General features: G+C 65.0%; 26 protein-coding genes, 3 tRNA genes and 1 pseudogene. 16 read left to right on the top strand and 14 right to left on the bottom strand.

What is annotated here, in order from left to right:
* The first annotated feature begins 15 nt into the window (after positions 1 to 15).
* The gene (gene purD / locus BCV67_RS11980; RefSeq protein WP_062169708.1) at positions 16 to 1302 is read left to right on the top strand and encodes a phosphoribosylamine--glycine ligase; all 1287 of its coding nucleotides are present in this window, start codon (positions 16 to 18) and stop codon (positions 1300 to 1302) included.
* Between the two features lie 143 nt (positions 1303 to 1445).
* Here purD and BCV67_RS11975 read toward each other — a convergent pair whose 3' ends face one another.
* The gene (locus BCV67_RS11975; protein WP_062169710.1) at positions 1446 to 2441 is read right to left on the bottom strand and encodes an aldo/keto reductase; all 996 of its coding nucleotides are present in this window, start codon (positions 2439 to 2441) and stop codon (positions 1446 to 1448) included.
* Here BCV67_RS11975 and BCV67_RS11970 point away from each other — a divergent pair.
* A pseudogene (locus BCV67_RS11970) lies at positions 2374 to 3414 on the top strand (LysR family transcriptional regulator); the annotation flags it as partial. The gene BCV67_RS11975 and the pseudogene BCV67_RS11970 overlap by 68 nt on opposite strands.
* A gap of 120 nt (positions 3415 to 3534) precedes the next feature.
* Complete coding sequence (yccS, locus tag BCV67_RS11965; RefSeq protein ID WP_062169714.1) at positions 3535 to 5730, top strand: YccS family putative transporter; 2196 nt, start codon at positions 3535 to 3537, stop codon at positions 5728 to 5730.
* 452 nt (positions 5731 to 6182) lie between these two features.
* Here yccS and BCV67_RS11960 read toward each other — a convergent pair whose 3' ends face one another.
* Complete coding sequence (locus BCV67_RS11960) at positions 6183 to 7394, bottom strand: MFS transporter (protein WP_062169716.1); 1212 nt, start codon at positions 7392 to 7394, stop codon at positions 6183 to 6185.
* 96 nt (positions 7395 to 7490) lie between these two features.
* Between BCV67_RS11960 and BCV67_RS11955 the strand changes: the two genes are divergently transcribed.
* The 5 genes from BCV67_RS11955 (at position 7491) to BCV67_RS11935 (ending at position 11528) form a co-directional block, all read left to right on the top strand.
* Positions 7491 to 8363 carry a LysR family transcriptional regulator gene (locus tag BCV67_RS11955; RefSeq protein WP_062169719.1) on the top strand — a complete coding sequence of 291 codons (873 nt, stop codon included), beginning with the start codon at positions 7491 to 7493 and terminating at the stop codon, positions 8361 to 8363.
* 82 nt (positions 8364 to 8445) lie between these two features.
* Positions 8446 to 10335 carry an MFS transporter gene (locus tag BCV67_RS11950; protein WP_062169720.1) on the top strand — a complete coding sequence of 630 codons (1890 nt, stop codon included), beginning with the start codon at positions 8446 to 8448 and terminating at the stop codon, positions 10333 to 10335.
* A gap of 95 nt (positions 10336 to 10430) precedes the next feature.
* Entirely contained in the window at positions 10431 to 10763 is a 333-nt protein-coding gene (locus BCV67_RS11945; RefSeq protein WP_062169722.1) for a hypothetical protein, read from the top strand.
* A 21-nt stretch (positions 10764 to 10784) separates the two neighbouring features.
* Entirely contained in the window at positions 10785 to 11066 is a 282-nt protein-coding gene (locus BCV67_RS11940) for a CD225/dispanin family protein (protein WP_062169724.1), read from the top strand.
* A gap of 75 nt (positions 11067 to 11141) precedes the next feature.
* Positions 11142 to 11528, top strand: coding sequence for a DUF2752 domain-containing protein (locus BCV67_RS11935; RefSeq protein WP_428999518.1), 387 nt, complete (start codon positions 11142 to 11144; stop codon positions 11526 to 11528).
* A 184-nt stretch (positions 11529 to 11712) separates the two neighbouring features.
* Here the strand turns inward: BCV67_RS11935 and ampE are convergent, their stop codons facing one another.
* From ampE to BCV67_RS11910, 5 genes are all read right to left on the bottom strand, one after another.
* Positions 11713 to 12597, bottom strand: a complete 885-nt coding sequence (gene ampE / locus BCV67_RS11930) for a regulatory signaling modulator protein AmpE (RefSeq protein ID WP_062169728.1) — start codon at positions 12595 to 12597, stop codon at positions 11713 to 11715.
* A 73-nt stretch (positions 12598 to 12670) separates the two neighbouring features.
* The gene (gene nudC / locus BCV67_RS11925; RefSeq protein WP_062169730.1) at positions 12671 to 13576 is read right to left on the bottom strand and encodes an NAD(+) diphosphatase; all 906 of its coding nucleotides are present in this window, start codon (positions 13574 to 13576) and stop codon (positions 12671 to 12673) included.
* Between the two features lie 65 nt (positions 13577 to 13641).
* Positions 13642 to 14028, bottom strand: coding sequence for an iron-sulfur cluster insertion protein ErpA (gene erpA, locus BCV67_RS11920; RefSeq protein ID WP_062169731.1), 387 nt, complete (start codon positions 14026 to 14028; stop codon positions 13642 to 13644).
* A 32-nt stretch (positions 14029 to 14060) separates the two neighbouring features.
* Positions 14061 to 14495 carry a bactofilin family protein gene (locus BCV67_RS11915; protein ID WP_062169733.1) on the bottom strand — a complete coding sequence of 145 codons (435 nt, stop codon included), beginning with the start codon at positions 14493 to 14495 and terminating at the stop codon, positions 14061 to 14063.
* Positions 14496 to 14497: 2 nt separating this feature from the next.
* Positions 14498 to 15238, bottom strand: coding sequence for a DUF6776 family protein (locus tag BCV67_RS11910; RefSeq protein ID WP_062170128.1), 741 nt, complete (start codon positions 15236 to 15238; stop codon positions 14498 to 14500).
* A 163-nt stretch (positions 15239 to 15401) separates the two neighbouring features.
* On the opposite strand from BCV67_RS11910, the gene BCV67_RS11905 reads away from it, so the two are divergent.
* Genes BCV67_RS11905 through BCV67_RS11895 form a run of 3 tightly spaced genes read left to right on the top strand, consistent with a single transcriptional unit; the run spans position 15402 to position 20316 of the window.
* Positions 15402 to 16043: a DUF4126 domain-containing protein gene (locus BCV67_RS11905; protein WP_057626420.1), complete on the top strand. Its 642-nt coding sequence runs from the start codon at positions 15402 to 15404 to the stop codon at positions 16041 to 16043.
* Positions 16044 to 16057: 14 nt separating this feature from the next.
* Positions 16058 to 17878, top strand: coding sequence for an EAL domain-containing protein (locus BCV67_RS11900; RefSeq protein ID WP_062170130.1), 1821 nt, complete (start codon positions 16058 to 16060; stop codon positions 17876 to 17878).
* Positions 17879 to 17880: 2 nt separating this feature from the next.
* Positions 17881 to 20316 carry an ATP-binding protein gene (locus BCV67_RS11895; protein WP_062171834.1) on the top strand — a complete coding sequence of 812 codons (2436 nt, stop codon included), beginning with the start codon at positions 17881 to 17883 and terminating at the stop codon, positions 20314 to 20316.
* Between the two features lie 16 nt (positions 20317 to 20332).
* Here BCV67_RS11895 and bfr read toward each other — a convergent pair whose 3' ends face one another.
* The 3 genes from bfr to BCV67_RS11880 all read right to left on the bottom strand — a co-directional run bounded on the left by bfr (position 20333) and on the right by BCV67_RS11880 (position 21808).
* On the bottom strand, positions 20333 to 20803 hold the full coding sequence (gene bfr, locus BCV67_RS11890) for a bacterioferritin (protein WP_062170132.1): 471 nt from the start codon (positions 20801 to 20803) through the stop codon (positions 20333 to 20335).
* A 113-nt stretch (positions 20804 to 20916) separates the two neighbouring features.
* A complete protein-coding gene (locus BCV67_RS11885; protein ID WP_062170135.1) occupies positions 20917 to 21117 on the bottom strand; it encodes a (2Fe-2S)-binding protein in 201 nt (66 codons plus the stop codon).
* A gap of 79 nt (positions 21118 to 21196) precedes the next feature.
* The gene (locus BCV67_RS11880) at positions 21197 to 21808 is read right to left on the bottom strand and encodes an RNA pyrophosphohydrolase (RefSeq protein ID WP_062170136.1); all 612 of its coding nucleotides are present in this window, start codon (positions 21806 to 21808) and stop codon (positions 21197 to 21199) included.
* Positions 21809 to 21926: 118 nt separating this feature from the next.
* Here BCV67_RS11880 and BCV67_RS11875 point away from each other — a divergent pair.
* The 3 genes from BCV67_RS11875 to BCV67_RS11865 all read left to right on the top strand — a co-directional run bounded on the left by BCV67_RS11875 (position 21927) and on the right by BCV67_RS11865 (position 22292).
* Positions 21927 to 22003 (top strand) — tRNA-Met (locus tag BCV67_RS11875).
* Positions 22004 to 22029: 26 nt separating this feature from the next.
* A tRNA-Gln gene (locus tag BCV67_RS11870) sits at positions 22030 to 22104 on the top strand.
* A 113-nt stretch (positions 22105 to 22217) separates the two neighbouring features.
* Positions 22218 to 22292: transfer RNA gene (locus BCV67_RS11865), tRNA-Gln, on the top strand.
* 201 nt (positions 22293 to 22493) lie between these two features.
* On the opposite strand, the gene rpsI is transcribed toward BCV67_RS11865, so the two are convergent.
* Complete coding sequence (rpsI, locus tag BCV67_RS11860; RefSeq protein ID WP_062170138.1) at positions 22494 to 22886, bottom strand: 30S ribosomal protein S9; 393 nt, start codon at positions 22884 to 22886, stop codon at positions 22494 to 22496.
* A gap of 2 nt (positions 22887 to 22888) precedes the next feature.
* A complete protein-coding gene (gene rplM, locus BCV67_RS11855; RefSeq protein ID WP_062170141.1) occupies positions 22889 to 23317 on the bottom strand; it encodes a 50S ribosomal protein L13 in 429 nt (142 codons plus the stop codon).
* 206 nt (positions 23318 to 23523) lie between these two features.
* Here rplM and coq7 point away from each other — a divergent pair, with 206 nt between their 5' ends.
* The gene (gene coq7 / locus BCV67_RS11850) at positions 23524 to 24168 is read left to right on the top strand and encodes a 2-polyprenyl-3-methyl-6-methoxy-1,4-benzoquinone monooxygenase (protein WP_062170143.1); all 645 of its coding nucleotides are present in this window, start codon (positions 23524 to 23526) and stop codon (positions 24166 to 24168) included.
* 228 nt (positions 24169 to 24396) lie between these two features.
* Here coq7 and BCV67_RS11845 read toward each other — a convergent pair whose 3' ends face one another.
* Both BCV67_RS11845 and speD read right to left on the bottom strand, forming a co-directional pair.
* A complete protein-coding gene (locus BCV67_RS11845) occupies positions 24397 to 24711 on the bottom strand; it encodes a DMT family transporter (protein ID WP_057626429.1) in 315 nt (104 codons plus the stop codon).
* A 140-nt stretch (positions 24712 to 24851) separates the two neighbouring features.
* The gene (gene speD / locus BCV67_RS11840; RefSeq protein ID WP_057626430.1) at positions 24852 to 25646 is read right to left on the bottom strand and encodes an adenosylmethionine decarboxylase; all 795 of its coding nucleotides are present in this window, start codon (positions 25644 to 25646) and stop codon (positions 24852 to 24854) included.
* A gap of 150 nt (positions 25647 to 25796) precedes the next feature.
* Here speD and crp point away from each other — a divergent pair, with 150 nt between their 5' ends.
* The gene (gene crp / locus BCV67_RS11835; protein WP_062171836.1) at positions 25797 to 26486 is read left to right on the top strand and encodes a cAMP-activated global transcriptional regulator CRP; all 690 of its coding nucleotides are present in this window, start codon (positions 25797 to 25799) and stop codon (positions 26484 to 26486) included.
* Positions 26487 to 26534 lie beyond the last annotated feature (48 nt).

Raw genomic sequence — 26534 nt, 5'->3', positions numbered from 1 at the left:
ACAGGAACTGACCCCATGAAAATCCTCGTCATCGGCTCTGGCGGCCGCGAACACGCCCTGGCCTGGAAGTTGGCGCAGTCGCCGCGCGTAAGCGAAGTGATCGTCGCCCCCGGCAACGCCGGCAGCGCCACCGAAGGCAAGTGCCGCAATGTCGCGATCAAGGTCAACGACATCGATGGCCTGCTGAAGCTGGCACAGGACGAGGCCGTGGGCCTGACCGTGGTTGGCCCGGAAGTACCGCTGGTACTCGGCGTGGTCGATCGCTTCCGCGATGCCGGCCTGCGCATCTTCGGGCCTACCGCTGCCGCCGCGCAGCTGGAAGGCAGCAAGGCCTTCGCCAAGGATTTCCTGGCACGCCACGGCATTCCCACTGCGTATTACGCCGTGCACACCGAGGTTGATGCCGCACTGGCCTATCTGCACGAGAAGGGCGCGCCCATCGTCATCAAGGCCGACGGCCTCGCGGCCGGCAAGGGCGTGATCGTGGCGATGACGATGGAAGAAGCCGAGGCCGCCGTGCACGACATGCTCAGCGGCAATGCGTTCGGCGATGCCGGCGCACGCGTGGTGATCGAAGAATTCCTCGAAGGCGAGGAAGCCAGTTTCATTTCGATGGTCGATGGCCGCATCGCATTGCCGATGGCCACCAGCCAGGACCACAAGCGCGTGGGCGATGGCGACACTGGCCCGAACACGGGTGGCATGGGCGCGTACTCACCCGCCCCGGTGGTGACGCCGGAAGTGCATGCACGGGTGATGCGTGAGGTGGTGGAACCGACCGTGGCTGGCATGATTGCCGACGGCGTGCCGTTCACCGGCTTCCTGTATGCCGGTTTGATGATCGATGCCGACGGCGCACCGAAGGTGATCGAATTCAACGTGCGCTTCGGCGACCCGGAAACCCAACCGGTGATGCTGCGCCTGCAGTCGGATCTGGTCGATCTGGTAGAAGCGGCCATTGATGGCGCCTTGGCCGGCGTGGACGCGCAGTGGGATCCGCGCCCGTCGCTGGGCGTTGTACTGGCGGCCAAACCCTACCCGGAAACGCCGATCACCGGTGATGTGATCAGCGGCCTGGGCGACGTACCGGCCAGTGCCAAGGTTTTTCATGCCGGCACCGCGCTGGACGCCGACGGCAACGTGGTCAGCGCCGGCGGCCGCGTGCTGTGCGTTGCGGCCTTGGGCGACAGCGTGAGCGATGCGCAGAAGCATGCCTATGCGGGCGTGGCCAAAATCCACTGGGCCAACGAGTTCCACCGCAACGACATTGGCTGGCGCGCGATCGCGCGTGAGCAGCAGTAAGCGGATCTCACCTCTCCCCTGCACTTCGTGCAAGGGAGGGAGCGTAGTGCCGAGCCATGCTCGGAAGAGGTTTTACCGGTAATGCCCCAGCCGAGCATGGCTCGGCTCTACATCTGAAAGCCCCAGCCGCGCATCGCTGGGCTCTAGCGATGCACGCTGCCAATGCTTGCCGCCGGGTAACGCAGGCCGGCCGCCGCATCCACCGGGAACACCGCATCAATCCGCGCCAGGTCATCGGCGTTGAGCACCACATCCAGCGCACCCAGATTTTCCTCCAGGTACGCCAAACGCTTGGTGCCCGGGATCGGCACCAGGTCATCGCCCTGCGCCAACACCCATGCCAGTGCCAACTGCCCCGGGCTGACGCCCTTGTCGGCGGCAATCGCATTGACCTGCTCCACCAGAACCAGGTTGCGTGCGAAGTTCTCGCCCTGGAAGCGCGGCGAATGGCGGCGGTAATCACCATCTTCGAAGTCGGCAGGACTGCGAATCGCACCGGTCAGGAAACCACGACCCAACGGCGAGTACGGTACGAAACCGATACCCAGTTCGCGCACCGTCGCCAGCACATCGTTCTGCTCAGGCTCGCGTGACCACAGCGAATACTCGGTCTGCAGCGCGGTGATCGGGTGCACCGCATGGGCGCGGCGGATGGTCTGCGGCGCGGCCTCGGACAGGCCCAGATAGCGCACCTTGCCCTGCTCGACCAGCCGCGCCATCGCACCAACGGTATCTTCGATCGGCACCTGCGGATCAACGCGGTGCTGGTAGTACAGGTCAATATGATCCACGCCCAGCCGCTGCAGGCTGGCCTCGCAGGCCGCCTGCACATATTCGGGACGGCCATCCACACCACGCGCCTGCGCATCGCGGGCATCCAGCCGCACGCCGAACTTGGTGGCCAGGAATACCTGCCCGCGACGGTCGGCGATGGCCTTGCCCACCAGCACCTCGTTGGTATGCGGGCCATACATGTCGGCGGTGTCGAGCAGGGTCACGCCCCGCTCCAGCGCGCGGTGGATCACCGCAATCGAGGCGGCATCATCGCCACGGCCACCGTAGAACGCGCTCATGCCCATGCAGCCCAGGCCCAACGCGGAAACAACCGGGCCATCACGGCCAAGCACTCGGGTTTTCATTGGCAACTCCAGCTCAGGAACGGGGAGAGCCACTGTAAGCGCTCGCCACTATGTTGATAAAGGCGGATACTTAGCACTGACCATGAAGCCTGACTTCACAGTAGAACCCTCCCTGCTGCCGGCCCTGGCCGCGTTTGCCTGCGTGGCGCGGCATGCCAGCTTCCGCCATGCCGCCATCGAACTGGCGGTGTCGCCATCGGCGTTGTCGCAGACCATCCGCAACCTGGAGCGCCGCCTGGGCACCCGCCTGCTGCAGCGGACCACGCGCCGGGTGGGCCTGACCGAAGCCGGCCAGCGCCTGCTGCAGGACACCGCGCCGGCCCTGGCCCGCATCGGCGAAGCCCTGTACGCGGTGGAAGCCAACCGCGATGTCGCAACCGGCCAGCTGCGCGTCACCGCACCGCGTTTCGCCATTGAATACCTGCTGCTGCCGCACCTGCCCGCCTTCCATGCCGCCTACCCGCAGGTGGAGGTGGAACTGGCGATGCAGGCGGCCTTGGTTGATGTGGTGGGCGAAGGGTTCGATGCCGGCATCCGTCTGGGCGAGGCGCTGGCCGATGGCATGATCGCGCTGCCGCTGGGTCCGCCGCTGCGCTGGACCGTTGTCGCGGCACCAAGCTATCTGCAACAGCACGGCACGCCGCAGACACCGGAAGCGCTGATCGGCCATGCCTGCATCCGCCACCGCAACAGCAATGGCCGGGTGATGCCCTGGGAGTTCAGCCGCGATGGCCGTGACTTCACCCTGGATGTAAGTGGGCCGCTGCTGCTCAACGACAGCACCCTGGCCCTGCAGGCCGCGCGCGATGGTGTCGGCCTGTTGCAGGTGTTCGAGGCCATCGCCCGTGCCGACCTCGCGGCCGGCCGCGTGCACAGTTTGCTCGATGATTGGCAGCCACCGTTTGCCGGCTTCCATCTGTACTACCCTTCGCGCGAACAACTGGCGCCAAAGCTGCGCGTGTTCCTTGATTTCATGCGTACGGCCAACGCGAACGCGGCATGAGCGCTGCTTTGCGGACGTGTCGTGCTTGCCTGTATCGCGACAGCACCGCAAGCTGATAGCCCACTGCCTCCGCGAGCACCCGATTCCGGCATGCGCCGCCTCGACCGTCACTTGGGCCAGCTCTGGGCCCACGAAAAAGCCAGCTATGGGCTGCGGGTGTTCATCGCACTCACTGCCGCCATCGCCTATGGCTGGTACGACGGCCACATCGAAGCCATCCCCGGCCTGTTCCTGGGCATCATCGCCAGCGCCATCGCCGAGACCGATGACAACTGGTGGGGTCGCACCAAATCGGTGCTGCTGTCGCTGCTGTGTTTTGCCGCCGCCGCGGCGGCAGTCATCGTGCTGTTCCCGCACCCCCTGCCGTTCATCGCCAGCCTGGCACTGGCCGCATTAGGCCTGACCCTGCTCGGCGCATTGGGCGAACGCTACGCCTCCATCGGCCAGGCCACGGTGACCTTGGCGATCTACGCGATGATCGCGCTGGACCAGCACCACAACGTCAACCAGCAGCAGGCACTGCGCGAAGTGTTGCCGTTGCTGGTCGGCGCGGCCTGGTACGGGTTGTTGTCGATCCTGTGGACGGCGATGTTCGCCAACCGCCCGGTGCGCGAGCGGCTGGCGCGGCTGTTCTTCGAACTCGGCCACTACCTGCAGCTCAAGGCCGATCTGTTCGAACCGGTGCGACATGGCAACCTGCAGGCGCGGCGGCTGGCCCTGGCCGAGCAGAACGTGCGCGTGGTGCAGGCGCTGAACATCGCCAAGACTGCCATCCTCAGCCGTTTTGGCCGCTCCGGCCGGCCCGGCGTGCAGTCTGGCCTGTACCTGCGCCTGTATTACATGGCGCAGGATTTCCACGAACGCGCCAGCTCCTCGCACTACCCTTACGAAGCACTGGCCGAGGCCTTCTTCCACAGCGACGTGCTGTACCGCTGCCGGCGCCTGCTGTCCCTGCAAGGCAAGGCCTGCCAGAGCCTGGGCCAGGCCATCCGGCTGCGCCAACCCTTCGACTACGGCGAGCGCACCCGCATCGCCGGCCAGGACCTGCAGTCTTCGCTGCAGTACCTGCGCGAGCAGCGCAACCCGCAATGGACGCGCCTGCTCGGTTCGCTGCAGCTGTTGGCCGCCAACCTGACCAACATCGAGCGGCAGCTGTCCGAAGCCGCCCTGGCTGATACACCACTGGAAGGCATCGACACCCGTCTGCGCGATTCCTCACCGCACACCCTGCGCGAGATGGGCACACGCCTGCGCCAGGCGCTGACGCCTGGCTCGCTGCTGTTCCGCCACGGCGTACGCATCGCGCTGGCGCTGATTGCCGGCTATGTATTGCTGAAGCTGGTGCACCCGGAAAACGGCTACTGGATCCTGCTGACCATCGTCTTCGTCTGCCGCCCGCATTTCGGCGCAACCCGCCTGCGGCTGGTGCAGCGTATTGCCGGCACCCTGCTCGGCCTGGGCGTGACCTGGGCACTGATGCAGCTGTTCCCCGGCACCGGCCTGCAGTTGTTGCTGGCGTTGGCGGCGGCGCTGCTGTTCTTCATCACGCGCACCGACCGCTACCTGCTGGCGACGGCAGCGATCACGGTGATGGCACTGCTGTGCTTCAACCTGATCGGCAACGGCTTCGTGCTGATCTGGCCGCGCTTCCTGGATACCCTGATCGGCTGCGCCATCGCCGCCATCGCCTCGCTGCTGATCCTGCCGGACTGGGAAGGCCGGCGCCTGCACAAGGTGATGGCGCAGGTGATCGCCAGCAGCACCGCCTATCTTGATGCGGTGCTCGGCCAGTACCGCAGCGGCATGCGCGACGATCTGCCCTACCGCATCGCCCGTCGTGACATGCACAACGCCGACGTGGCGCTGTCGGTGGCCTTGTCGAACATGCTGCGCGAACCAGGTTATGCGCGCGGCAACCTGGACGCGGGCTTCCGCTTCCTGGGCTTGTCGAACACCTTGCTGGGCTATCTGTCAGCCTTGGGTGCTCACCGCGCGCAGGCCGATGCGGTCAATGAAGATGCACTGGTCGCCAGCGGCCACCGGCAACTGCAGCAATCGCTGACCGCCTTGGCGCAAGCCCTGGCCACGCGCCAGCCTGCCCAACCGCAGGAAGATGAGATCGCCCTGGCCGATGCGCTGGAGCAGATGTCCGATGAGATTGACGACAAGTCGCGGCTGGTGCGCACCCAGCTGGCACTGATGCTGCGCCTGTTGCCGAAGCTGCGCGCGGCTGCGGAAGAGGCGATGTTGCCAGCGTCGGCGGGAGCCGCAGCAACAGCGCGTTGAGCTGTTGTTGGGTGGAGTGGGCTTTTCGCTTTAGCTGTTGCTCTTCTCCTCTCCCCTTGCGGGAGAGGATGTCGAAGGCAGGAGAGGGGAAGCGGCGAAGCCGCTTGGCGCATACATCCTCAGATTGCATACGTATCGATCGCGCACTGTTGCCAGCTTCGCGGCTTATGCCGCTCCTACAAACGTTGGGTCACCGCCAACGTTGGCAATACGAGCTTCGCGGCTGACGCCGCTCCCACAGCTTTGGATCTAGCTTTGGCTTTGGCTTTGGCTAGTGCTCTTCTCCTCTCCCCTTGCGGGAGAGGATGCCGAAGGCAGGAGAGGGGAAGCGGCGAAGCCGCTTGGCTCACGCATCCTCAGATTGCATACACATCGACCGCGCACTGTCGCTAGCTTCGCGGCTTACGCCGCTCCCACAGCTGCAGGGCCAGTGCTTACTGAGGCTTCGCAGCTCACGCCGCTCCCACAGGCTTGCCCGCCGGCTTGCGGACCGGCAGGAAATACACCAGCAGGCCGATCAGTGCCAATACGCCACCCAGCACGCAGACACCATTCCAGCCATGCCGCGTCCAGGCCATCGTGCTGGCAACCGAACCGCTGGCGCCACCGATGAAATAGCAGGTCATATAGGCCGAGGTGATGCGGCTGCGCGCGCCCTCGTCCAACTGATAGATCACGCTCTGGTTGTTGATGTGGACCGCCTGCACGGCAATGTCCAGCAACACCACGCCAATGATCAGCGCCGCCAGCGACACCGGCGCGAAACCCAGCAACAGCCACGACAGCAGCATCATCAGCAGACCGCCTACCGCTACCGCGCGGCCATGGCCGCGATCGGTCAACTTGCCACCACTGCTGGCGGCCAATGCACCGGCCGCGCCGATCAGGCCAAACAGACCGATCGCGGCAATCGAATAGCCATACGCCGGGCCCGACAACAGGAACGCCAGCGGCGTCCAGAACACGCTGAAACCGGCAAACAACAACGCACCCAGCAAGGAACGCCGGCGCAGCAGCGGCTCATCACGCAACAACAGCAGCACCGATCCGATCAACCGTGGATACGACATCCGCGCACTGGGTTGATGCGCCGGCAGCATCCGCGCCAACACCACCGCCAGCACCAGCAGCGCCACGCACGCCACCCAATAGATGGTGTGCCAGGAGCCAAACCCGGCCAGCAGACCAGAGGCCGTACGCGCGAGCAGAATGCCCAGCAGCAACCCGGCCATGATGGTGCCGACCACCCGCCCGCGATGCTCCGGCGCGGCCAGGCCTGCCGCATGCGCCACGATCACCTGCGCGGCCACCGCGCTGAGCCCGGACAAGGCGGTGCCCACAAGCAGTTGCACGAAGTGCGTTGCACTGGCGCTGATCGCCAGCCCCACCGCCGCCAGCACGAACAAGCCAACGATCAGACGGCGGCGCTCCAGCCGGTCGCCCAGCGGCACGATCAGCAGCAGGCCGGCGGCATAGGCTAGCTGCGCGACGGTCACCACCCAGCCAGCCTGCTCGGCACCGATATGGAACGCGTCGGCCAGGATCTGCAGCAGCGGCTGGGCGTAGTAGTTGCCGGCCACGATCAGGCCGGTGGCCAGCGCCAGCAGCAGGACCTGCGCCTGGCTCAGGGGACGGTGGGCGGACGGGGATGCGGGGGTATTCATGGGTGGGCCTGAGGGGGTACGGGGCTCAGTCTGGGCCGCTGCCATTGATGACACAAATGTATTGTTTTCATTCCATCCATCTGCTTCAGTGATGGCATGTTCACCCTGCGCCAGCTCGAATTTGCCGTCGCCGTGGCCGAGGAAGGCGGTTTCACCGCCGCCGCGGCGCGCTGCCACACCGTGCAGTCGGCGTTGAGCCACCAGATCGCGCGGCTCGAAGAGGCCTTTGGCACACGTCTGTTCGAACGCAGCCACCGGCGGGTGCGTCCCACCGCCGCCGGCGAGGTGTTCCTGCACAACGCCAGGCTCACCCTGCAGGCGGCGGCGCGCCTGCACGAAGAGATGGCACTGACCTTGGGCACGGTGCGCGGGCGCATCAACATCGGCCAGATCACCTCGCTCAACGTGGTCGACGTGCCGGCCCTGCTGGCGGCCTTCCGTGCCGCCCATCCGGCCGTGGAGGTGCATCTGAAGGTCGGCATGAGCGATGTGCTGCTGGCCGAGCTCGAGGACGGCCGGCTGGATGTGGCGTTGGTCGGCGTCGGCCCGCAGATAAGCCTGCCGCCCCAGCACCGCCTGCTGCACGAGGAAGGCCTCTCATTGGTGATGCCCATCGACCACCCGCTCACCCAGCACCGCACCATCCCGCTGCAGGCCTTGCAGGGCCTGCCGCTGGCGGCGCTGGTGCCCGGTGCCGGAGTGCGGCGCATGCTCGATGACGCGCTGCACGAACGCGGCATCCAGGCGCAGCTGCAATACGAGGTCACCCACAGCGAACTGCAGCAGCAGCTGGTCGCCGCCGGGCTGGCCGTGGCGGTGGTGCCCGACAGCATGGCCGCCCGCATGCAACGCACGGTGGTGCGGCCGCTGGTCGAGGACTTCCATTTCCGTACCTGTGCGGTGTGGCGGGCCGACCCCACGCCGGCAGCCCGCGCCCTGCTCGGGCTGCTGCCCGCAAACCAGGCTTGAGAGCCCTCTGCAATGCATGCCCGGCTTGATCAATAGCGACATGCGGTTCTGCTAATGTGCCGCGCAGCACCGAGGAGACACGATGTCCGGCCATAACCAGTTCGCCCTGCTCAAGCAGCGCCGCTTCCTTCCGTTCTTCATCGTCCAGGCGCTGGGCGCGTTCAACGACAACATCTACCGTCAGGCAATCATCGGGCTGCTGTTCTACCTGGGCGTCAGCAGCGAGGAACGCACGCTGTACACCAACCTGGCGCCGGCGCTGTTCATCCTGCCCTACTTCCTGTTCTCCGCCCTGGCCGGGCAGATCGCCGAAAAACTCGAGAAGCAGAAGCTCATCGTGATCACCACCACCATGGAGATCGTGGTGATGTCGCTGGCCGCAGTAGGCTTCCTCACCCAGAACATGCCGGTCCTGCTGATCGCACTGTTCTGCACCGGCCTGCAGTCCACCTTGTTCGGCCCGGTCAAATACTCGGTGCTGCCGTCCATCCTCAAGCCTGAGGAACTGACCGGCGGCAACGGCCTGGTGGAAATGGGCACCTCCATTTCCATCCTCACCGGCATGATCGCCGGCGGCATGATCTTCGCCCTGGCCGGTGCCTACGGCCCGATCGTGGCCGCTGTCGCCATCATCGCGCTGGCCCTGATCGGCAACTTCACCGCACGCATGATTCCGCGCGTGGATGCCGGTGCGCCGGAGCTGAAGATCAACTGGAACCCGATCAGCGAATCGCTGGTGGTGCTGCGCCTGGCCAAGAAGCAGAAGGCCGTGCGCAACGCGATTCTGGGTGTGTCGTGGTTCTGGTTCTTCGGCACCGTCCTGACCTCGCAGCTGCCCACCTATGCGGTGGTGAACCTCGGCGGCGACGAGGTGCTGTACATCTTCGCGCTGGCACTGTTCTCGCTGGGCACCGGGGTCGGCTCGCTGCTATGCGAGAAGCTGTCCGGGCGCATCGTCGAGATCGGCCTGGTGCCGTTGGGCGCGTTCGGCATGAGCGCGTTCCTGCTGGATCTGTATTTCGCGCGTACCGGCGCGGTGGCCGCCGCTGGCCTGGATGTGGCCGGCTTCATCCAGCAGACGGGCAGCTGGCGCATCATCATCGACCTGCTCGGCATCGGCCTGTTCACCGGTTTCTTCGTGGTGCCGCTGTTCGCGCTGATCCAGAGCCGCACGCCGAAGTCGGAGATGTCGCGCGTGTTCGCCGCGCTCAACATCCAGAACTCGGGCTTCATCGTATTGGCGGCGGTGCTCGGCCTGCTCACCCAGAGCCTGCTCAAGTGGAGCATCCCGCAGCTGTTCCTGGCACTGGCCATCGCCAACATCGTGGTCGCGGTCTACATCTTCAGCATCGTGCCCGAGTTTCTGATGCGCTTCCTCAGCTGGGTGATGGTGCGCTCGCTGTACCGGCTGCGGGTCAAGGGCGTGGAGGAAAATGTGCCGGACGAGGGCGCGGCGCTGATCGTCTGCAACCACGTCAGCTACATGGACGCGCTGATCCTGTCGGCGGTGATCCCGCGCCCGGCGCGCTTCGTCATGTACTACAAGATCTTCAACATCCCGGTGATGCGCTGGATCTTCACGACCGCCAAGGCCATCCCCATCGCCAGCCCCAGGGAGGACGCCGCGCTGATGCAGCGGGCCTTCGACGAGGTGGACGCGGCGCTGGCTGACGGCGAGCTGGTCTGCATCTTTCCGGAAGGCGCCTTGACCAAGGATGGCGAAATAGCCGCCTTCAAATCCGGCGTGGAGAAGATCCTGGCGCGGCGGCCGGTGCCGGTGGTACCGATGGCCCTGAAGGGCATGTGGGCCAGCATGTGGAGCCGGCGCGATACCCGGCTGGGGCGGATGCGCGTGCCGCGGCGCTTCCGCGCGCACATCAACGTGGTGGCCGGGCCGCCGGTGGAGGGGCGCGCCACCGATGCCGCCAAGCTGGAAGATCTGGTCCGCAAGCTGCGCGGGGATGAGGCTTGAGTAGGAATACCTCTTTCCAGAAATAGGACAAGTGGCTAGGCTAACGCCCAATGTGGCTGCGGGGAATGCAGCACAGCTCGGGAGCAAGGGGATACATGGACAGCACCACGCCATCACTGCCAGCGGTACCGTCTGCGCCGCCACCGGCGCCGCAGCAGGTGCACCACTACTACCATCCGCAGAAATCCGGCGGGGTAGCCGCGTTGCTGGAGGTGCTGCCGGGGTTCTTCCAGGTGTTCGGCATCGGCCACCTGTATGCGGGCAATGTCGCCACCGGGCTGATCATCATGTTCGGCTACTGGGCGCTGTCGTTCGTCAACTTCCTGCTGTGCTTTGTCTTCATCGGTTTCATCACGTGGCCGCTAACCTGGGTTGCCACAATGATCATCTCGTCGCTGACGGCGGCGAATGCCTGCAGGTCACGCTGATTTTTCAACAAGGAGTTTTACGTGAATACAAGCAGTCCCGCCGTATCCAACAACCTCGTCTGGGCCATCCTGTCCACCCTGTTCTGCTGCATACCGCTGGGCATTGTCTCCATCGTCCAGGCAGCAAAGGTCAACGGTCTGCTGGCTGCTGGTGATATCGCCGGCGCCCGCGAAGCGGCCGACAAGGCCAAGAAGTGGGCCATCTACGCCGCCGTTGCCGGCATCGTCGTCTTCGTTGTGTACATCGTGCTGGTCATGGTGCTCGGTGTGGGCGGCGCAATGACTGGCGCCTCCAGCTACTGATGAAACCGACAGGTCGGCCGGATCCGGCCGACCTGTTGTCCTGCTATGCAGTTCCCGCAACACCTGCTGCGCTACATGCCCCTGGCCGCGATTGCCGGCATCAGCGTGGGCGCGGTGGCGGTACTGGGCCGGATCGACCCGAATGTTCCGGGTAACCCGCTCCCGCCCTGCCCCTTCTATGCCTTGACCGGACTCTGGTGCCCGGGCTGCGGCAGCACCCGCTGCCTGCATGCGCTGGTGCACCTGGATCTGCCCCAGGCACTGGCGATGAACCCGCTGCTGGTGGTCTCGATCATCCCCGTGCTGGTCATGGCGCTGCACGGGGCCGGGCTATTGCCGGCAAAGCTGAGTTGGCTGGTACGGCTGTTCGCACGGCCGATCCCGTGGCTGGTGCTGATCGTTTCCTATTGGTTGCTGCGCAACCTGCCCTGGTACCCGTTCAACCTGCTGGCACCGGGCTGAAAACCGCCGGATTGGTATAGCCCGGCCAAGCGCAGTGCATCCGGTACAGTTCGCGTAGCCCGGGTAAGCGCAGCGCACCCGAGGGCACCGGCCAACAGCCAACAGCCTTGAATCCAACCAGACTCCTGCTTCCCGGGTGCACTGCGCTTACCCGGGCTACTGCCGCTTCCGATTGGCGCTTGGCTCAGCCTACCCAGCCAGCAATCACCAGCAGCGCCAGCACCGCCATCCACAGCAGCAACATGCGCCAGACCAGGCTCATCGCATCGCGCAGTTCCGGGTAGCGTTCGTCCGCCGGCACCAGCCCCTGCAGGCGCGCCGCTTCGGCTTCTTCGACCAGTTCGGCACCGACGCTGGCACGCGCGGCCTCGGCCAGAAAGCCCAGCTGCAGCGCCCAGCGATTACCCGCGGCGCGGCGCCAGGCCGAAAACACCGTATCGAAATTGCCCACCAGCGCCATCGACAGCGTCATCAGCTGTGCCACCGGCCATTCCAGCACCGCCAGCAGCCCATCCCCCGCCCGCCGCTCGTCACTGGACAGCAGCGCCGATTGCGCGCCCTGCGACGCCTGCGCCAACAGCCGGTACAGCAGCACACCGGCCGGGCCCAGCAACAGGAACCAGAACAGCGGCGCAAACCAGCGCCGCAGTGCGTTGATCACGGTTGCTTCGACCAGACCCGGCGCGTCCTCGCGCAGGCTGCCGCCGGCCGACTGCAGCCGGGACACGGCCAGCGCGGCGGCGGGCCCGTCCTCGGCATCGATCACCGCTTCGACGTCACGGTCCAGGTCACGCGGGCCCCAGCACAAGGCCAGCACCACGATGCCGAACAACAGCGCGGGCAACCCGAACAATCGCCCATCCAGAGCCCATTGCAGCAGGCCCATCAGCAGCACGCAGGGCAGGATCGCCACCAGCACGGCATAGTGCCCGGCCGATTCGCCCAACTGCGCGTGCCACCAGCCCAGGTAACGCCCGAACCAACGCCAGTCGCGCACTGTGGCCAGCAGCGCGGGCGCCAGATGGCCAAGTACCAGTGCTGCGATGACCGCTACCAAGGTTGTGAACATGCGCTTCCTCCGGCCTGCGATTGTAGGCCCAGCCGCTGCTGTTCCGGCCCACCCGGTACCTGCCAGGGCACGTTCACGGGCGCTGACTCTGGTACCAGTGCTCGATCAGGGTGCGTGCAATCGACAAGCGCTGTGGCAGCAGGATGCCCTGCCCGTCATCGTCGGTGTCACGTTGCAGGGCCGCGCCCACTTCCTCGACACTGAACCAGCGCGCGTCCTCCAGCTCGCCGTCCACAGTCGGCACATCATCGTGCGCGCTGGCCCGGAAGCCGACCATCAATGCACCCGGGAAGGGCCAGGGCTGGGTGCCCAGATAGTGGGCCTGGGTCACCCGCACCCGCGCTTCCTCGAATACCTCGCGGGCGACGGTCTGTTCAAAGGTCTCACCCGGCTCGACAAACCCGGCCAGTACCGAATAGCGGCGCGCGATCCAGTTGCTCTGCCGGCCCAGCAGCAGCCGGCCGTTGTTCTCGACGGCGACGATCACCGCCGGGTCCACGCGCGGGTAATGCTCGGTACGGCATTGGTCGCAATGGCCAATGAAACCGGAACGGCCAAAACGCACCGCCGAGCCACACACCCCGCAGAACCGGTTGCGCGAATGCCAGTACGACATGCCGCGCGCATAGCAGAACACGTCGGCCACCTCGGCGGGCCAGTTCACCGCTGCCTGGCGCAGATCCATGCGCTGCGGCGCCTGCACCGTCAGCGTTGCCGCCTCGGCCACGAACCAGGCCCGGCCCTCACGCAGCCCGAGAAAGATCGCCACACCTGGGCCACCGCCCAGCGCGCTGCCAGTGAACAGCGCCGGCCCGCCCTGATCATCGGCGAACGCGGTGCCATCGGCATCCAATATCAGGACCTGTGCATTCGGCCACAAGGCCGCCAGCGCATCGGCATCACCACGCACGCCATCGGCACGGTCCAGCGGCGCGCCGACAAAGGCGTGCCCGGCAAAACGGGATTCAGAATTCAGCATCCGCCAGAGCCTGACGACAAAGCGCCACCATCGCAAGCGCGGTCACTTACCATGCGCGGAACGGCTTAGACCGAGAAGCTGCTGCCGCAGCCGCAGGTGGTGCGGGCATTGGGGTTGCGGATCACGAACTGCGCGCCGGTCAGGCTTTCGCTGTAATCCACCTCGGCACCCATCAGGTACTGCAGGCTCAGCGGGTCGACCAACAGGGTGACGCCTTCAGTGACCACCGACAGGTCGTCCTCGGCACGGTTCTCATCAAACTCGAAACCGTACTGGAAGCCGGAACAGCCGCCGCCCTGGATATAGACACGCAGGGCGAGTGCATCGTTGCCCTCGTCCTGGATCAGCTCACGCACCTTGGCCGCAGCCGCCGGGGTGAAATTCAGCGGGCGGTCCAGGGACTGGTAATCAGGCGCCGGCTGAACGCCGGGCAGGGAAACTAGGGTGCTCATGGTGCTCAGGATGGGGCCGGCAAGCCCCTGTTTCAAGCCGCAGCGGCTTCAGCTTTCTTGGATTTCTCGGCAGCCTTGGCCTCCGGCGCCGGCAGCGCTGCCATCGCCGCGGTGTGCAGCAGGCGGCCATTGAGCTGGGCACCGGCGCTCATTTCGACCACGGTGTAATGCACGTTGCCGGTGACACGCGCACTCGGCGTCAGCTCGATGCGCTCGCTGGCATGCACGTCACCTTCCATGGTGCCGCTAAGCACCACTACCGCAGCGCGCACTTCGCCCTCGATCCGGCCGTGCTCGGCCAGGGTCAGCATTGCCTTGGCGCCTTCCTCGGCCACCACTTTACCGATGATGCGGCCTTCCACGTACAGGCTGCCGCTGAACACCACGTCGCCGCGGATTTCCACCTGCGAGCCGATGAGGGCGTCTACGGCCATGTCGCCGTCGTGCTTGGATTTGCTCTTGAACATGCTTACTCCCCTCTGCCGTTGCCGGCGAGTTTCCAATCGAATGTCTGGCTGGAGCTCCCCCCGGCTCCGGTCAGGGAGACTCGCACACGTTGCGGCGTGAAATCCCGGGGCAGCATCACGCTACCGTCCAGTTGTTGAAAATAACGGAAGGAATAATCCTGCCCCGGCGCTCCCTTGCGCTGATGTAGGTCATCCCAGCTCACTGTTGTCAGCTTTCCGTCCTTCACACCCTCAACCGAAAACCGCAGCTGGCCCTGGCTGATCGCACCGCGATTGAGGTTCTGGGTCAGCACCACGCTGTAGTGCCAGGTGCCGGCCGCTTCCGGCGAAAACTCCACCGAGTGCGCGTTCAAGCCCTTGCGCTGACTGGTGGAGCCCACCAGCCGCTCATAGAAGGCCACGTCGGCGCGCAGGCCGGCGATCTCCTCGTCGCGCTCGCCCAGCGAGGCCTGAACTTCGTTGTTGGCGGCGCGGCTGATCTTGTCCGAGGCCTCCAGCGTGGCCTGGCGCTGGCGCAGCTCATCAAGCTGGCTGCGCTGCTGGCTGACCAGCGCCTCGCTCTGACGTAGTTTTTCGCGCATGCCGCCGGCATCGGGCGAGGCGTAACGCGCCGCCAGCCAGCCGACCAGCAGCAGCGACAGCACCCAGGCAACAGCCACTATGGCAAGCGGAAGCCAGGCCGGGCGCGCGCGCGTCGCGCCACGCGGGGTGATCTGGAAACGTGAAGAAGGTCGGTGGGTCATGGCAGGCTCCAGTGGCCCGTGAGGGCGACGTGTGCTCAGTCTGAAACGACGGATCAGTGTAAACGACACGCATGTACACGCGCTGGCGGGTGGATGGCTGGCAATCACCGCAGCCATGCTCGATAGTTGCGATCCTGCTCACAGTACCCGGCCGGACTCCCCCATGACCGAAGCCCATGTATTCGTCATCGGCATTTTGCTGGCCTGGCTGGCCGGCATCCGTGTCTACCTGACCGTCTTCGGCGTCGGCATGGCCGGCCTGATGGGCTGGGTGGACCTGCCCCCGGCGCTGCAGGCCACCGAGTCCTGGTGGGTGCTTGGCACCTCCGGCGCGCTGGCCGTGGCCGAGTTCTTTGCCGACAAGATCCCCGGCGTGGATTCGATCTGGGACCTGCTGCAGACATTGGCGCGCGTCCCGGCCGGCGCCTTTCTTGCCGCCGCCACGCTGTCGCCCAATGGCGAACTCAGCACCGGGGTATTGGCCGCCGGTGCCGGCATCGCACTGACCAGCCATGGTCTGAAGGCCGGCACCCGCGCCCTGCTCAACACCTCACCCGAACCGGCCAGCAACTGGGTTGCCTCGTTTGCCGAAGACAGCGTGGTGATCGGTGCCCTGGCGTTGGCCTTTGCCCATCCCTGGCTGGCCTTGATCTTCGTGATCAGTGCCAGCGTCATCGGCGCCCTGGTTGTCTGGCTGGTGTGGCGCACGCTGTGGCGCGGGCTCAAGCGCATGTTCGCCAGCGCTGACACGCCAGCATCGGCAACCTCAACGCCCGGCGACCACTCGCTGCCGCCCGCCCCCTGAACCATAATCCCCTGATGGCCAGCACCGATACACTCAACGCATCTGCCCGCCCGCTCCGCGCGGAAACTCCTCCTGCCGATTACTCGCAGCGCTGGAGCGTGCGCAATGCGCCGCCCACCGAAGCGGTGCAGGCGCAGCTCAAGACCGGCGAAGGCAGCGGTGCGGCAGCGCTGGCCAGCGATGTCGGCGATGACACCCCGTACCGGGTACTGATCGTCGAGGACAACCGCTCGCAGGCCCTGTTCGCGCAGAGCGTGCTGCACGGCGCCGGCATGCAGGCCTTCGTGCAGATGGACGTTGAAGGCGTGCAGCAGGCCATCAGCGAGCACCGCCCCGACCTGATCCTGATGGACCTGCACATGCCCGGGCTGGACGGCATGCGCTTGACCGCGATGATCCGCCAGCAGCCGCACCAGCAGCTGCTGCCGATCGTGTTCCTGACCGGCGAAGCCGACCCCGACCGTCAGTTCGAGGTACTCGATTGCGGCGCCGATGACGTGCTGGTCAAGCCCATCCGTCCACGCCACCTGGTCGCCGCTGTGGCCAACCGCATCCGCCGCAACCGCATGCAGCCGCTGGGCAAGGCCGACGCCGGCCCGCTGATGAACAACCCCGAGACCGGCCTGCCAACCCGCCACAACGTGATGCAGCAACTGCAGGCTGCCATTGCCGAACAGCAACCGGCCGGCCTGCTGTTCATCGAGATCGCCAGTGCGCTGGGCCTGCGCGAGCGTTATGGCTACGCCAGCTACGAACGGCTGATGGTGCAGGCCGGGCAACGCCTGGCCGAAAACCTGCGCCCGCACCTGCTGGCCCGGCTCAATGACAACAGCTTCCTGCTGCTCAGCCGCGGCATCGATGAAGCCGATGTACCGGCGCTTGCGCAGCAGGTGCGCGATGGCCTGTCGGCGAAGCCGTTTGCGCCGCGCGAGGATGAATCGGTATTCCTGCGCTGCGTGGTCGGCCATGCCAACCTGTCGCAGGACCTCAGCGATGCCGATGCCGCGCTGGAAGCGGTGGAGCGCACTGCCCTGCAGGCGCGGCTGAGCACCGCCGGCATAGCCGCCTACGAAAGCAGCGACGTCGCCCTGAACAACGAACACCTGGCCCTGCTGGAGGGCCAGATCGAACTGGCCTACCAGCCCATCGTCGCCGTTGCCGGCGGCGATACCGCCCAGTACCAGGTGCTGCTGCGGCTGCGCCAGAGCAACGGCACGCTGCTGTCCGCCGGCCAGGTGATTCCCGCCGCCGAAGCGGCCGGGCGCATCGCCGACCTGGACCAGCAGGTGGTCGAGCACGCGCTGGGGCTGCTGCACCTGTACCAGTTCGCACAGCCGCCGATGCGCCTGTTCCTTTCCCAGTCGATGCGCAGTCTGGCGCGCAGCGCCTATGCCGAATGGCTGCTCAATGCGCTGCAGGAACGCCAGGTGGCCGGCAACGGCCTGGTCATCGACGTTCGTCTATCCGATGCATTGGTGCATGCGGTGAGCCTGCAGCAGTTCTGCGCGCAGCTGATGCCGGCCGGCGTGCAGTTCTGCCTGAGCCAGTTTGAACCCGGCGCCGAAGCCAATGCCCTGCTCACCCAGCTGCCGCTGAGCTTTGTGCGCATGGCCGCACGCTACGCCGACAGCCACACCAACCAGAAGCTGCGCGACGAACTGCGCGGCGCGATCGACCTGGCCCACCGCGCCAACCTGCAGATCATCGGCCAGCAGATCGAAGACCCGCAGGCCGCCGCGGCGATGTGGATGGGCGGCATCGATTTCATCCAGGGCAACGTGGTGCAACGCGCAGGCAGCGAGCTCAACTTCGACTTCCAGAACGCGGTGCTGTGAGCGTGCCCGTGTCGGCGGCCTCGCGCGGCTGGGCGCTGCTTGCAGCTGGCAGCGCCGCGGCTGCAGGCGCGCTGGTGTTTGTTCCGGCAGCACCGGCCCTGTCCGTCCCCGGCTGCGCCGCCGTGGCCACGGTCGCCGCACTGCTGGCTGCCCTCAGCGCCGGCCGGCAGATGCGCCTGGCGCAGGCACTGCAGTTGCGGATCGAAGAAGGGCAGCTGGAAAACAAGCGCCTGCAGGTTGCAGCGCAGGACCACAGCACGCTGGAACAGGCACTGCTGCAGGCCAAGCAGGCCGCCGAGGCCGCCACCCTGGCCAAGGGCGAATTCCTGGCCACGATGAGCCACGAGATCCGCACGCCCTTGAACGGCATCCTGCCGATGCTGGAACTGGTTGCCCAAGGCCAGCTGAGCCTCGAACAACGCAACATGCTGGACACGGCCACCGAGAGCTCGCGGCAGCTGTTCCGCATCGTCGACGACATCCTCGACTACTCCAAGCTGGAAGCAAACCGGCTGGAGCTGGAAATCACCACCTTCAACCTGCGCGAGACCCTGGACGGCATGCTGCGGCTGATGCAGCGCGCCGCCGAGCACAAGGGCCTGCGCCTGTCATTGCAGATCGACCCGGCGGTACGCCTGTCGGTGCGCGGCGACCCGGTGCGGCTGCGCCAGGTGCTGGGCAACCTGCTGGTCAACGCGATCAAGTTCACCGAACTGGGCGAGATCAGCATCCACGTCAAGCGCCTGGGCGAAACCGCCGCGCAGCATCGCCTGCGGTTTGAGGTACGCGATACCGGCATCGGCCTGGACGCCAGCCAGGCGCAGCGACTGTTCAACGCCTTCACCCAGGCCGACGCCTCCACCACCCGCCTTTACGGCGGCACCGGGCTGGGCCTGGCCATCTGCAAGCGCATCGTCGACCTGATGCAGGGCAGCATCGGCGTGCAATCCGAACCACTGCGCGGCTCGACCTTCTGGTTCGAGGTTTCGCTGTTGAAGGTGATTGGCGACCTGCACCAGCCCGAACACCTGCGCAACGTACGCCAGGTATTGGTGGTCACCCCCGAGCCACGGCTGCGCCAGCGGCTGCAGCTGGTGCTGCCCAACTGGGGCTATCAGCCGGTGATCGCCAACAACCTGCAGGAGGCGCTGGAACGCCTGCGCAAGCCCACCGTCTCCGGCATCTTCCATGCGGTGATCGGCGACCTGGAACCGCTGCGCAACAGCGCCCCGGCCCTGCAACGTGCAATGGAGCGCATGGAGCAGAACCGCCCGCGCCTGCTCTGGCTGTACGGTGATGCGCCGATCGCCGAGGCCATGCGCGACAGCGCCACCCTGTTGCCCAGGCAGCTGCCCGATGCCCAGCTGCGCAACGCCTTGGCCGAGCCATTGCAGGTTGCACTGAGCCCGGACCCTGCCCTGCTGCTATGGGGCGACAGCGATATCGCCGCCCCCATCACCGCCGTGCCCGCCACAGCCACAATCGCATCTACGGGGATTGCCGCCGACACCGCCACTGCAATTCCCCAGATGACGCCAGTCGCGGCCCCGGCAGCCGCACGCGCAGCGCCCGGCCCCGCCACAGCGGCAGCCGACCTTGCTGGCATGCAGGTGCTGCTGGTCGAGGACAACTCGGTCAACCTGATGGTCGCGCAGAAGCTGCTCAAGATCCTGGGCTGCGACGTGGACACGGCCGAAAACGGCGCCATCGCGCTGGACAGGATGCACGCCAAGCGCTACGACGCGGTGCTGATGGACTGCCAGATGCCGGTGCTGGACGGCTTTGCCGCCACCGGTCGCTGGCGCGAGCATGAAGCCGGAACAGCTGCGCCGACGCGCCTGCCCATCATCGCGATCACCGCCAACGCCATGGCCGGCGACCGCCAGCGCTGCCTGGACAGCGGCATGGACGAATACCTGTCCAAGCCCATCTCGCGCGCGCAGCTTCTGTCCTGCCTGCTGACCTTCAAGCCAGCATCAACTGCAACCCACGATCCGGTTACCAGCATGCACACCACCGACCTTTCCGCCAATGCACTGGCCGCCGCCTCCACCGCACATACCGACGGCATCACCGCCTCCGTGCTGGAGCGCAGCGTGCTGGACGAACTGTTTGAAATTGCCGGTGAGGAAATCAACGCCATCATCGACGTGTTCCTGGAAGAAACCCCGCAACTGGTAAGAGACCTGCAGGAAGCGGCGGTAATGCCCGACCTGCTGCGGCTGGGGCAACTGGCGCACAGCCTCAAATCCTCCAGCGCCAATGTCGGCGTGCTGGCCCTGTCCGAAGCCGCACGCCGGCTTGAGCACGGCGCACGCAGCGGCACACTGGAACGGCCAACGGTGATGGTGGCCTTGATCGTGGCCGAGTTCGGGCGTGCGCGCGTCGCGCTGACCGACTATCAGGCCAGCCAGCGCGGACAGCAGCAGGGGTACTGACCCGGCTGCGGCGCGATCAGTCTTCCAGCTTGGTGAGCAGGTAGTTCGGCTCGCCGATGCGCGCGATCAGATCGAGCTGGGTTTCCAGCCAATCGATGTGTTCTTCCTCGGACTCGAGGATCTTCACGAACAGCTCGCGGCTGACGTAATCGCTGATCGATTCGGCATGGGCCACCGCATCGCGCAGCACCGCGGCCGCTTCGTTCTCCAGCGCAAGATCGCACTTGAGGATTTCGGTGGGGTTTTCGCCGATGCGCAGCTTGCCCAGCGCCTGGAAGTTGGGCAGGCCTTCAAGGAACAGAATGCGATCGGAAAGCACATCGGCGTGCTTCATCTCGTCGATCGATTCCTTGTATTCGTGTTCGGCCAGCTCGTTCAAGCCCCAGTTCTTCAGCATCTTGGCGTGCAGGAAGTACTGGTTGATGGCGGTCAACTCGTTGTAGAGGACCTTGTTGAGAAATTCGATGACCTTGGCGTCGCCTTTCATGGCGCTGACTCCGACGATTGGAACGAGCGCACTTTACCGGTTGCCGGCAGACAATGAAGGAACGCGAATCGTGATCATTAGCCAACGCCGCTGGCGCTGGCGGCAAGGCCTGCTCAGGCCGCCCGCAGCAAGGGCAGTGGCAGATCGCGGCTGGCGCGCGCCTGTTCCAGCAGGCCGGCGGCCATGTCCAGGCAGGAGCCGCAATTGGAACCGCAGCCAGTACGCATGGTCAGTTCGGACACGCTGTCACAACCGGCAAGCGCGGCTTCACGGATCTGGTGATCGGTAACCCCAGTGCAGATGCAAACGTACACGGCTTGACGCCCCTGAACCCGGCCCCATCGGCCGTGTCAGCATTCAATCGCAAATGCGAATGGTTGTCAATTTCGGACGTTAATCATTATTAATCTTCTTGCCGCGCCAAGTTCCCGGCCGCCGCGGGCGTTTGCGCGGGCGCTCGTGGCCGGCACTGCTGCCAGGCATCCACGCCTCCTGCGCGGCCGCCGGCATCGCCTGCACGCCCTGCCCGGCGATACCCCGCGCCAGCGGCGCCAGGTGGCGCAGCGCGCGGGCGTAGACGCCTCGCTTGAAGATCACCACGTGTTCCACCGGATACCAGAAGTCCACCCAGCGCCAGTGATCGAACTCCGGCGTGTCGGTTTCATCCAGGCGCACATGGGCCTCGTCGCCAGTCAGGCGCAGCAGGAACCACACCTGCTTCTGGCCGATGCAGACCTGCTTCTCGGTATGCCGGATGGCCCGTGTAGGCAGCCGGTAGCGAAGCCAACCGGGGGTCGCCCCCAGGACTTCAACGTGTTCAGGCAGCAGGCCGGTTTCTTCCTGCAATTCGCGATACATGGCCTCGACCGGGGTCTCGTCGGTATTCATGCCGCCTTGCGGGAACTGCCAGCCATCCCGGCGCACACGTCGTGCCCAGAACACCTGCCCGTCTTCCCGCATCAGCACAATGCCGACGTTCGGTCGATAGCCGTCCGGATCGATCACGATGCGGACTCCTAAAATTTCTACTGTCGACGACTCTGCCATGGCTGCTGTAATGCCACAAGCACAGAAAAACCTGTTGACAAAAAGTTACGCCACCACCAGAATTACCGGCTCCCAAGGCTATGTAGCTCAGCCGGTTAGAGCACAGCACTCATAATGCTGGGGTCGGTGGTTCGAGTCCACCCATAGCCACCAAGGGACGCAGGTTTGACCTGCACTACAGCCCCGTCGCCAAGCGGTAAGGCATCTGACTCTGACTCAGACATTCGGAGGTTCGAATCCTTCCGGGGCTGCCAGACACAAAAGGGCCTGATCGAAAGATCAGGCCCTTTCTGCTTCATCCCGCCACACCTGTCGCCACACCCAGGCCAACCCATCGGCCAGATGTGCGATAATCACAGCGCACCATAGCCCCGTCGCCAAGCGGTAAGGCATCTGACTCTGACTCAGACATTCGGAGGTTCGAATCCTTCCGGGGCTGCCACATACGAAAGACCCGATCGAAAGATCGGGTCTTTTTTTGTGCGGTGATTTTTGCGCTGTGATCCGACACGGGATGTTCGAACAACTTGAACCCACCCGCACCGCAACCACACCACACCACAATGCAGAAACGACAAAAGCCCGGCCGAAGCCGGGCTTTTGCTTTCCCAGTGGGATTCCGAAGAACCCCACCCAGAAGCGATTAACGCTTGGAGAACTGGGTGGCGCGACGCGCCTTGTGCAGGCCGACCTTCTTACGCTCGACTTCACGAGCGTCACGGGTCATGAAGCCAGCCTTGCGCAGCTCGGACTTCAGGCTTTCGTCGTACTCGACCAGCGCACGGGCGATGCCCAGACGGATCGCACCGGCCTGGCCGGTGGTGCCACCACCAGCAGCAGTGACAAGAATGTCAAAGCTTTCGGTGTTCTGGGTCAGTTCCAGCGGCTGACGCACGATCATGCGTGCGGTCTCACGGCCAAAGAACTCGTCCAGCGGACGGCCATTGACGGTGATGTTGCCAGTGCCCTTGCGCAGGAACACGCGAGCGGTGGAGGACTTGCGGCGGCCAGTGCCGTAGTTTTGAGTGATAGCCATGATTAGATATCCAGAACCTGCGGCTGCTGTGCTGCGTGCGGATGCTCAGTGCCTGCATAGACCTTGAGCTTGCGGTACATCTGACGACCCAGCGGGCCCTTCGGCAGCATGCCCTTGACGGCGATCTCGATCACGCGCTCCGGGTGACGCTCCAGCGCCTGCTCCAGGGTTTCGGTCTTCAGGTTACCGATGTAGCCGGTGAAGCGATGGTACTTCTTGTCCTTCAGCTTCTTGCCGGTAACAGTAATTTTGTCGGCATTGATGACGACCAGGTAATCACCGGTGTCAACATGCGGGGTGTAAACCGGCTTGTGCTTGCCACGCAGGCGGCGAGCCAGCTCGGTGGAGAGACGGCCCAGCGTTTTGCCGGCGGCGTCAACGAGGTACCAGTCGCGCTGGACGGTCTCGTTCTTTGCAGTGAAAGTGCTCATAAAGAACTCAGGTAGGTCGGGCTGATTTCGGCGAGATGAACCACCGGAACTTTGCCACGCGTTGTGAAGGTGAAACAGAAGAGGCGGGATTGTACTGGCCGTACGCCCGCGGCGCAAGTTGCGCGCCTGAACGGCTGACCTGCCGCGGCCTTGGCAGGCCCAGGGCCAGCGGCGAGAATCGCCACATACCCCACTGCACGGCCGCCATGATAACCGCCCGCGTACAAACGCCCCTGGACCACCTGCTGACCGAAGCCCAGCGCGCGCTGGACACGGTGTTCGGCAATCCGCCGGCCGCCCGCCCCAACCCGGCCGGCGACACCCCCGAAGTGGTGCTGGAGCCGGCCGAGGTCCGCCACGCCGCCGGCCTGATGCGCATCAACCACGTCGGCGAGGTCTGCGCGCAGGGCCTGTATTTCGGCCAGGCAGCGGTCGCCCGCGACCCCGCCACCCGCGCACACCTGCTGGAAGCCGCGCAGGAAGAGACTGACCACCTGAGCTGGTGCGCTGACCGCCTGCGCGAGCTGGACAGCCGCCCCAGCCTGTTCAACCCGCTCTGGTATGCCGGCAGCTACACCATCGGCACCCTGGCCGGCCTGCGCGGCGATGGCTGGAACCTGGGCTTCGTGGTGGAGACCGAGCGCCAGGTGGAAGCGCATCTGGACGAACACCTGGAAACCCTGCCGCCCGCCGACCAGCGCAGCCGCGAGATCCTCAAGGTGATGAAGATCGATGAAGCGCGCCACGCCGAGCATGCCGAACATGCCGGCGCGCGCAAGCTGCCCTTCCCGATCCCGTCGGTGATGGCGCTGGCTTCCAAGGCGATGAAAGCCGTGGCGTACCGGATTTAAGGCCTCACCTGTAGCGCCGAGCTATGCTCGGCTGGGGCCTTACCGGGAACGCATCACCTGTAGTGCCGAGCCACGCTCGGCTGGGGCCTTACCGTGAAAGCATCGCTGTAGTGCCGAGCCATGCTCGGCTGGGGCCTTACCGGGAAACGCCCCTGCCGAGCATGGCTCGGCACTACATGCTCAGGCTCATGCATGGAGCCTTTGCCGAGCATGGCTCGGCACTACTGCTCAGCTGACCATTTTCAGGCCGATGACGCCGGTCACGATCAGGCCGATGCACAGCAGGCGCGGCCAGCTGGCGCTGTCCCCGAACAGGATCACGCCGGCGATCGCCACGCCAACGGCGCCGATACCCGTCCAGATCGCATAGCCGGTACCTACCGGTATCGTGCGCAGCGCCTGGGTCAGCAACCATAGGCTGATGCCGGCAAATACCACGGTGAACACACTCGGCCAGAGCCGGGTAAAGCCTTCGCTGAACTTCAGGCCCAGCGCAAATCCAATCTCGAACAGGCCCGCAAGCAGCAGGTAGATCCAGGGCATCGCCAACTTCCTTTACAAAAAAGACGGCGGCCCGGTGAGTTCACACCGGGCCGCCGTCGGCAAACGTCTGCAGCAGATGCAGGGCGGGCCGTCCCGCCTGTTTTTGCGCAGACAGGCATGCCGGCCCGCGCAGGTGCTGCTTACTCGGCCAGGTTGCGGCCGTGGAACAGTTCTTCGATCTCGCGGCGCAGCAGCGCCTCGATCTTCATGCGTTCCTTGAAGGACAGGTTCTTGGCCTTCTCTTCGAACAGGTACTTGTCCAGGTCAAAGTCCTGCAGGTGCATCTTCGTGTGGAAGATATTTTCCTGATAGACATTGACGTCGAACATCTCGTAACGCGACTTGATGTTCTTGGCCAGGAAGTTCTGGATCGAGTTGATCTTGTGATCGATGTAGTGCTTCTTGCCCTTCACATCACGGGTGAAGCCACGCACGCGGTAATCCATGATCACGATGTCTGATTCCAGACTCTCGATCAGGTAGTTCAGCGCCTTCAACGGCGAAATCACGCCACAGGTAGCCACGTCGATATCGGCGCGGAAGGTTGCGATGCCTTCCTGCGGGTGCGTTTCCGGATAGGTGTGCACGGTGATGTGCGACTTGTCCATGTGCGCGACCACGGCGTCGGAGATCAACTCCTTGCCGGCCTGCTTCTTGTCGATCACCGGTTCCTCGGAAATGAGAATTGTGACCGAGGCACCCTGTGGGTCGTAATCCTGACGCGCGATGTTCAGGATGTTCGCACCGATGATTTCAGCCACATCGGTGAGGATCTGCGTGAGTCGATCGGCGTTGTATTCCTCGTCGATGTACTCGATATAACGCTGGCGCTCCTCTTCGGTACGCGCATAACAGACGTCATAAATGTTGAAGCTCAAGGCCTTGGTGAGGTTGTTGAATCCTTGCAACCTCAGGCGAGGCAACGGCTTGACCACGGCGGTCGATCCTGTAGATGGTGGGAAAGGCGGAAGTATGGGGCAAAGTGTCTCCCTGTGATACTTGCTCCGTGATGCACGTTTGCCCCTTATGCTCGGCCTCGTTAAGCTTGCCCATTAAGCAAGTTCATCCAAACTGTGAACGCCATCATGAGCCCAGGTAACGCCAACACCGTGTCCAACGTGCGTCTTGCCTCCAGCCCGCTGGCGCTGGACATTGCTACCATTGACCGCTTTCTGGCCCACAGCCACCGGCGCCGCTACCCTGCGCGGACCGATGTGTTCCGCCCCGGGGACCCCGCCGGAACCATGTATTACGTGATCAGCGGCTCAGTCAGCATCATTGCCGAGGAAGACGACGACCGTGAACTGGTACTGGGCTATTTCGGCGCAGGGGAGTTCGTCGGCGAGATGGGCCTGTTCATAGAATCGGACAAGCGCGAGGTGATCCTGCGCACCCGGACCCCCTGTGAACTGGCTGAAATCAGTTACGAAAGGCTGCACCAGCTGTTCCTTGGGCCACTGTCAGTGGATGCGCCCAAGCTGCTGTACGCCATTGGCTCACAGATCTCCCGCCGCCTGCTGCACACCAGCCGCAAGGCCAGCCGCCTGGCCTTCCTAGACGTGACCGACCGCATCGTGCGGACCCTGCACGACCTGTCCAAGGAACCGGAATCGATGAGCCACCCCCAGGGCACCCAGCTGCGCGTCTCGCGTCAGGAAATCGCCCGCCTGGTGGGGTGTTCGCGGGAAATGGCCGGCCGTGTCCTGAAGAAGCTGCAGGCCGATGGGCTGCTGCATGCCCGCGGCAAGACCGTTGTGCTGTACGGAACGCGCTGACCCGCGCGAATACGTATTCACGTATCAACCTCGTGGTTCGCGCGCTGC

It is taken from the genome of Stenotrophomonas nitritireducens, from assembly GCF_001700965.1.
GTDB lineage: Bacteria > Pseudomonadota > Gammaproteobacteria > Xanthomonadales > Xanthomonadaceae > Stenotrophomonas > Stenotrophomonas nitritireducens_A.
This window is presented reverse-complemented; position numbering and strand designations above follow the sequence as displayed.